Annotated in this window: 6 protein-coding genes; 3 read left to right on the top strand and 3 right to left on the bottom strand. The window is 61.0% G+C overall.

Annotated features, from left to right (window positions below; genetic code table 11):
• Positions 1-1,307: ABC transporter ATP-binding protein (locus ABIV12_RS03220; protein WP_348056165.1), on the top strand; the 1,307-nt coding region annotated here is incomplete at its 5' end.
• Between the two features lie 282 nt (positions 1,308-1,589).
• Here ABIV12_RS03220 and ABIV12_RS03215 read toward each other — a convergent pair.
• The 3 genes from ABIV12_RS03215 to ABIV12_RS03205 all read right to left on the bottom strand — a co-directional run bounded on the left by ABIV12_RS03215 (position 1,590) and on the right by ABIV12_RS03205 (position 4,179).
• Positions 1,590-2,261, bottom strand: a complete 672-nt coding sequence (locus ABIV12_RS03215; RefSeq protein WP_348056163.1) for a Crp/Fnr family transcriptional regulator — start codon at positions 2,259-2,261, stop codon at positions 1,590-1,592.
• A gap of 182 nt (positions 2,262-2,443) precedes the next feature.
• Positions 2,444-3,193: a Crp/Fnr family transcriptional regulator gene (locus ABIV12_RS03210; protein ID WP_348056161.1), complete on the bottom strand. Its 750-nt coding sequence runs from the start codon at positions 3,191-3,193 to the stop codon at positions 2,444-2,446.
• A gap of 626 nt (positions 3,194-3,819) precedes the next feature.
• Positions 3,820-4,179 (bottom strand): hypothetical protein, encoded by a 360-nt coding sequence (locus tag ABIV12_RS03205; protein ID WP_348056159.1) that lies wholly within the window; start codon positions 4,177-4,179, stop codon positions 3,820-3,822.
• 281 nt (positions 4,180-4,460) lie between these two features.
• Here ABIV12_RS03205 and ABIV12_RS03200 point away from each other — a divergent pair, with 281 nt between their 5' ends.
• Together ABIV12_RS03200 and ABIV12_RS03195 are read left to right on the top strand one after the other, a co-directional pair.
• Positions 4,461-5,069: a GNAT family N-acetyltransferase gene (locus tag ABIV12_RS03200; protein ID WP_348056157.1), complete on the top strand. Its 609-nt coding sequence runs from the start codon at positions 4,461-4,463 to the stop codon at positions 5,067-5,069.
• Between the two features lie 748 nt (positions 5,070-5,817).
• Positions 5,818-6,737: acetate/propionate family kinase (locus tag ABIV12_RS03195; RefSeq protein WP_348056155.1), on the top strand; the 920-nt coding region annotated here is incomplete at its 3' end.

The following is a 6,737-nucleotide window of genomic DNA, read 5'->3' as shown; positions in this document are numbered from 1 at the left end:
TGTTCGCGCAAGCCGATCCGTGGCTGATGGCGCCGCTGGCGATCTGGCTGGTCGTCTACTGCGCGCTGATGGCGTACTTCGTGCCGCTGATGAAATCGCGCGCGTGGATTGCGTCGGATGCCCGCTCGCAGGTGATGGGTCGCATCGTCGACGGCTACACAAACATCGGCACGCTCAAGCTGTTCTCGCATTCACGCCGCGAAGAAGACTATGTGCGCGGCGCGATTACCGAACTGGTCGTCAAGCATCAAGGGCAGACGCGCGTCACGACGGGCATGGATACGTCGATCGCGATCGCCAACGGTTTCCTGATCGTCGGCACCTGCGGCCTGGCGTTGTGGTTATGGAGCCGAGGCCAGATCAGCGTCGGGGCAATCACGCTCGCAACGGGTCTGGTCATCCGCATCCACAACATGTCGGGCTGGATCATGTGGACCGTCAACGGCATCTTCGAAAACATCGGCGCAGTGCAGGACGGCATCACGTCGATCTCGCAGCCGACCAGTGTGCGCGACGCGCACGACGCACAGCCGATCGTGGTCGACCATGGGGATGTGCGTTTCGAGCACATCCATTTTCATTACGGCAAACGGGGCGGGGTGATTTCCGGGCTGGACCTGCACGTGCGCGCCGGCGAGAAGATCGGGCTGGTCGGTCCTTCCGGCGCTGGCAAGTCGACGCTGGTCAACGTCATGTTGCGTCTGTACGACCTGGAGAGCGGCCGCATCCTCATCGATGGCCACGACATCGCGCATGCAACACAGGACAGCTTGCGTGAGCAGATCGGCGTGGTCACGCAGGACACCTCGCTTCTGCATCGTTCGATCCGCGACAACCTGTTGTATGGCCGCCCGGATGCCAGCGACGCGCAACTGCGTACCGCGGTGTCCAAGGCGCGCGCCGACACATTCATCGACCAGCTCGTCGACGGTGAAGGCCGCCGCGGTTACGACGCCCACGTCGGCGAGCGCGGCGTCAAACTGTCGGGTGGCCAGCGACAACGTATTGCGATCGCGCGCGTGCTGCTCAAGGACGCACCGATCCTCGTGATGGACGAAGCCACCTCGGCACTCGACTCGGAAGTGGAAGCGGCGATCCAGGACAACCTCGACGAACTGATGGCCGGCAAGACGGTGATCGCGATTGCGCATCGACTGTCGACCATCGCCCGGATGGATCGACTGGTGGTGATGGACAACGGCGCGATTGTCGAGAGCGGCAAGCATCGCGAGTTGATCGCGCGGGGCGGACTGTACGCACGATTGTGGGCAAGGCAGACCGGAGGATTCGTCGCGATGGATCTTTGATGAACCGGGAATGTCCCTTGCGAAAAGCGCGCAGTCGCCGGATGACTGGCGTATCGGTGTCACCCGCATCGCAACAGTCCGGTTCAAGCCCTCAAGTTGCATCGACCAACGCATTGCGCGCGACGGCGTGTCGAATGTCGGCGTCGATCATTCCGAGACCGGTCTTCGGCTCGACAACGGTCTGGTGGGTCATGTCGACCCCACCGATCATCGACCGGCACCGCTGTTCGCATTCGAGGGGACGACATCACGGATGGACTGTCGTCGATTCCCGATAGCAGTTCATCCCATCCAGCGGGCGAACGCTTGCCCATCGGTGGCATAGCAGCTGCACGCCGCGGCTTCCAGTCCAACCCGATCGAGCACTTTGACCCGTCCGCGGTGATACGTCACAAGACCGCGACGCTGCAACTCGCCAGCCGCATCGGTCACGCCGACTCGACGAACGCCCAGCATGTAGGCAAGGAATTCGTGAGTGACCTGAAAATGATCTGCGCGCGCCCGGTCCTGACTCATCAGGAACCAGCGTGCCAGCCGCGGCCCGAGTTGGTGGAAGCGAACGCAACCGGCAGCGTTCGCCATCACGAGGAACATGGCGTAGAGATAGCGATTCATCGCGCGGCGCAGGGCGTCGCTGCCTGCCAGCTGGTTTCGAAAGTCGGCCGCCCGCACACGCCAGGCGACGCCGACTCCCTGGACAATGGCGCGAATGGGCTCGATGTCAATCCCTAGCGACACGTGCGCGCCGAGCATGCCTTCCCGGCCGATCATTCCAACTTCCAGACCGGGGTGTTTCGCGATTTCAGCGATCAGCGAAACGAAACCAGTGTTCGGGAAGTAGACGTATCGGGCGCGTTGACCGGGTTCGGACAGCACGTCTGAAAGGGCCAGTTCGACCGGCTCGCACAGCGACAACAGGCTCTTACGGTCACGAACCGGCAGGCGGGCGATCATCTGGTTTCCGGTGTCGCGCATCCCGCTTCCCCATCGAGTGGATTGTTCGTCCGAGGGGAACGCACCGACGTTCGATGGAATTCCGTGTTTCCTCGCTTTCGTCGCGAGTATCGGTCAGCTGCTCGATGAGAACGGTCTGCTAGCACACACAGCTGCGCAATCGTTAGTCGAGCGGCGCACACTCACACCGCTTCGCCGACGGGAAGGAGCTTGTCGTACTCATCCTTGACGACGCGATAGCATTCGCAGGAACGCTTCTCCAGTCCTGGACGATCGAGCACCTTGATGCGTCCCCTGCGGTAGCTGATCAGGCCGGCATCGCTCAAATGGCCTGCCGCTTCCGTCACCCCTTCGCGGCGCACGCCGAGCATGTTGGCAATCAGTTCCTGCGTCATCACCAGGTCGCTCGACGCGAGTCGATCGAGGCTCAGCAACAACCACCGGCACAACTGCTGGTCGAGCGTATGGTGCCGATTGCACACGGCGGTCTGTGACATCTGCGTGATCAGCGCCTGCGTGTAACGAAGCAGCAGGTGCATGACGGGGCCGATCTTGTTGAACTCGCGCAATAGAAAATCCGCTTTCAGCCGGATTCCCTTTCCCGCACTTTGCACCACCGCACGGCTTGGCGTCGTTGCTCCACCCATGAAAAGAAAAACGCCGACGATGCCCTCATGGCCGACGACTGCGATTTCCGCGGAGTCACCGTCTTCCATCACGTGAAGGAGGGAAACAATGGCGGTCGTCGGAAAGAAGACGTGCGAGAGACCGCCCCCGGACTCGTAGACGACTTTCCCCAACGCCCAATCGACCGACTCCAGATGCGGCAGCCAACGCTGGAATTCGGCTTCGGGGAGTGCTGCAAGCAGCTGGTTGCGTTTGGGATCGTTGTTGGTGGGCACTTTCAGGCCTGGCTGGATGAACCTGAGCACGCCGAAGCGATCCGCCTGCATACCCCGGAATGGCGTCGCCGACCGAACCACAGGGAGAACTCTCTCTGTCCGGCAGCGTACACCACCCACGTCCTTCAGTGTGGTCGGTTGCCTCGATTGCCTTTTCGATGGCCGCCGTCGTCTGGAGGTCCGTCCTGTCACGGCGCACTCGCCAGAGGACATCCGGAGACAGGGCGCACGATTGGCTAGCGATCGCGAGCGCGCCGAGACAGGAAGCCAGCGCAAACCTTCGCCGCAACCAGAAGGTCTACGTTGCGGCGAGGCGGGAGTCGACGCCTGGTCCGCGGCGAATTGCGCGCACATGTCGATAAGAATGCCGATTGACTCCATCGCTCCTCCGTGCGGTCACGTCCATTGGCCACCCAATTTTTCCGAGAGAGCACGACGCCTGACGCGATCGCGAGCGGGAGGACGAAGTTCGTTCGTTGCCGTACAGACGTCTCCGCGCGATGAGAACACTCTCGAATCCTCGCGCAGAAAGGATGACCGATCCTCGACATTCTCTGTGGGTGTCGACGTCGCCAGTCGAGTCGCTGACCTCGTCACGACGAATGCGAGTTGGAGTGGCGGGGCTTCAATCGGAGGCGGCTCCGGTGACCCTTGAATCACGTCGGCTCCGAAATGCCAGTCCTGCATTCCACAATCGGGAGACCACGATGGCGGACGAAAGTGAAGTGAGCACATCGGAACGGAGGAGCGTTTTTGCCGCGTTCGAAACGACGAGCGACCGGGACGCCCTTCTCGCCTGCGTTGCGCGCGACGACCGCATCAAGCTGGTCGACAGTGTGCATGACTGGGGAAGCTGCAATGGCGTTCCATGCTTCGAGTTGGCGATCCGCGCGGGCGCAAATGCTGCGCCCGTCGCCGCCCGCCGCTCGTTCCTGAGTCAACTGGCCGATGCGGCGGACCGCGGAATGCTGACCGATTTCAGGATTGTCAGCGGCATCGAATTGCTGCAGCGGCATGTGTTTTCCCGACGCGCCGAATCGTCCAGCCAACGTTCCGGGGGGATATTGGACGAAACAGCACGTTCTTCACAGCCCGACGTGTAGCAAGCACCTGTCCACCGTCACATACGCGTCATCCGCACTCGCCAGACGATGAATGTCAGAGCCATTGCCCGCGGGAGGGTTCGTCCGAATGAGCGAGTGTGAGCGGCTGGAACGTTGTGCGCTACCGAACGGACAGCACGTCGAAACAAGTAGAACCTTCGCAACACGCATCGTTCGTAAGAAGAAGGGCAGTCATGACCAGTGTTGACCGGGATGTTTCAGCGGCCGGCGATCAACGGGGACCGCTACCGACCGAGTCATTCAACCTGATTCGCGCCGACGTGCAGTGGAAGGAAAAATTGCGCGATGGCACGACGGTGCTGATTCGCGCGATAGGTGACGAAGATGCGGAATTTGAACGCTCTTTCATCGAGCGATTGTCGCCGCAGTCGCGTCGGTTCCGATTCCTCGGTGAAATCAAGAGTCCCGATTCCAGGCTGCTGAGGCAGTTGACGCATGTCGATCAGGTCAATGACGTCGCGTTTGTCGCGCTGATCGCGGATGGCGCGATCGAACGCGAAATCGGCGTGAGTCGCTACAGCAAACTTGCCGATGGCGTGACCTGCGAATGCGCCATCGCCGTCAGCGACGAATGGCACAATCAAGGACTCGCGACACTGCTCTTGAATCATTTGATTCAATTCGCGCGCGAGCACGGCATCTCGCGTATGTACTCGGTCGACTCCCCGGACAATCAGGCGATGCGCGATCTCGCCGAACATCTTGGTTTCGTACGTACGCGGGATCCGAACGATGCGCGACAGGTGATGCATACACTGGATCTCAACGCGCCGACGGTCTAGCCGTTGAGAGTCTTTCCGGATTCGAAACCGGTGTTCTCGTTGCGATCTGTTTCATCCTCCTCGTCCGGTAGTGCACAGAGGGAATCGCGGGAGTCGCTCATCTTGTAGTCGATGGATCTGCAGCTGTTTGCGGCGATGCAGACATGTTCGTAACCCGCGTCTCGCCGCACCGTTGCGGAGATCTCGCGAGCAGATATCCGGGTAGGTTTGCGGGGATGACAATCATGCAGGGTCCATGGATTTACAGTTCAGTCCTGCTGCCTCACGCCGGCGAGGCGATCGAGTTCAAGCTCGAACAGCGGGAGCAGCCGATCTGCGGAACCTTTGCAGCCGACGCCTTCCACTCGCGTTGGGCCGATTATGGCCGAAGCCACGTCGGATCCTGGCGCCGCCTCGACGACGATCGATCGTCTCTGCCCATCAATGCATGCCCCTCCAAAACGGGGTCGTTTTCCCGGTTTTTCGAGCGGCTGAAGCCGAAGCCTTCGGTCACGCGCGGCAGTAATCTGCCAATGCCGTCGCGTCACCTCCCACAGACCCCTGCGATCGCCGCGACCACGTCGCAACCGGTGATGGTTGATTCCTCCGTGCACGCGCTTTCCATACCAATCCGATGGCATCCTGGTGATTGACGCTGGTCGAAATGGCTTGCGGATGCCACGCGCGTGAGCGGATCCGGCTGGACGCGTACGAATGGATCAAGACCGAGCTCGACGAGCCAGGAATGGCGAAACGTGCGGAACCCGCCATGACGGGTCCTGGCACTCGCATCCTGACGATCAACGGCGGTTCGTCGAGTATCAAGTTCGCGTTGTTCGATGCGGCGCACGAACCGTTGAGAATCCTGTCTGGCAGGATTGAACGGATCGGACTTTCCGGCGCCACCTTTCACGTCAAACACGCGAAGCCTGTCAACAGTTTTTGCCGCAAGGTGATCGCGCGGGATTACACCACGGCAGTCGGCATGTTGATGGACTGGATCGGAAAAGACTCGGATTGCGGTGCGTTGACAGCGGTGGGCCATCGTGTCGTGCACGGCGGCCCCGACTATGTCGAACCGCAGCACATCACCCCGGAATTGCTCATCGAGCTGCGGCGTCTGAAGGCGTTCGATCCCGAGCATTTGCCCGAGGAAATCCTGCTGATCGAAGCGTTCCGTCATCGTTTCGCGGAGCTTGAGCAAATTGCGTGTTTCGACACCGCGTTTCATCATGATCTACCGCGGGTTGCCAGGCTGCTGCCGATCCCGCGACGCTACGAAGCAATGGGCGTGCGGCGTTACGGCTTTCACGGGTTGTCTTACGCGTTTCTCATGGATGAACTTGTGCGCCTCGGCGATGCGGCTGCAACCGCGGGTCGCGTTATTCTCGTCCACCTTGGCAGCGGCGTGAGCCTCGCGGCCGTGCGCCACGGCAAGTCCATCGATACCAGCATGAGTTTCACGCCGGCGTCCGGAGTGCCGATGGGCACGCGATCGGGTGATCTCGACCCTGGACTGCTCGAATATCTGGCGCGCTCGGAAAACATGAGTGCACATCAGTTCAACAGGATGGTCTCGACGCAATCGGGACTGCTCGGCCTGTCTGAAACCAGTTCCGACATGCGCGACTTGCTGGAGCAGGAAACGCGCGATGTGCGAGCGGCCGAGGCTATCGCGCTGTTTTGCTA

The sequence above is a fragment of the Dokdonella sp. genome (assembly GCF_039926425.1).
Taxonomy (GTDB): Bacteria; Pseudomonadota; Gammaproteobacteria; order Xanthomonadales; family Rhodanobacteraceae; genus Dokdonella_A.
The sequence above is the reverse complement of the archived record's forward strand: the minus strand, read 5'-3'. Positions and strand labels throughout refer to the sequence as shown.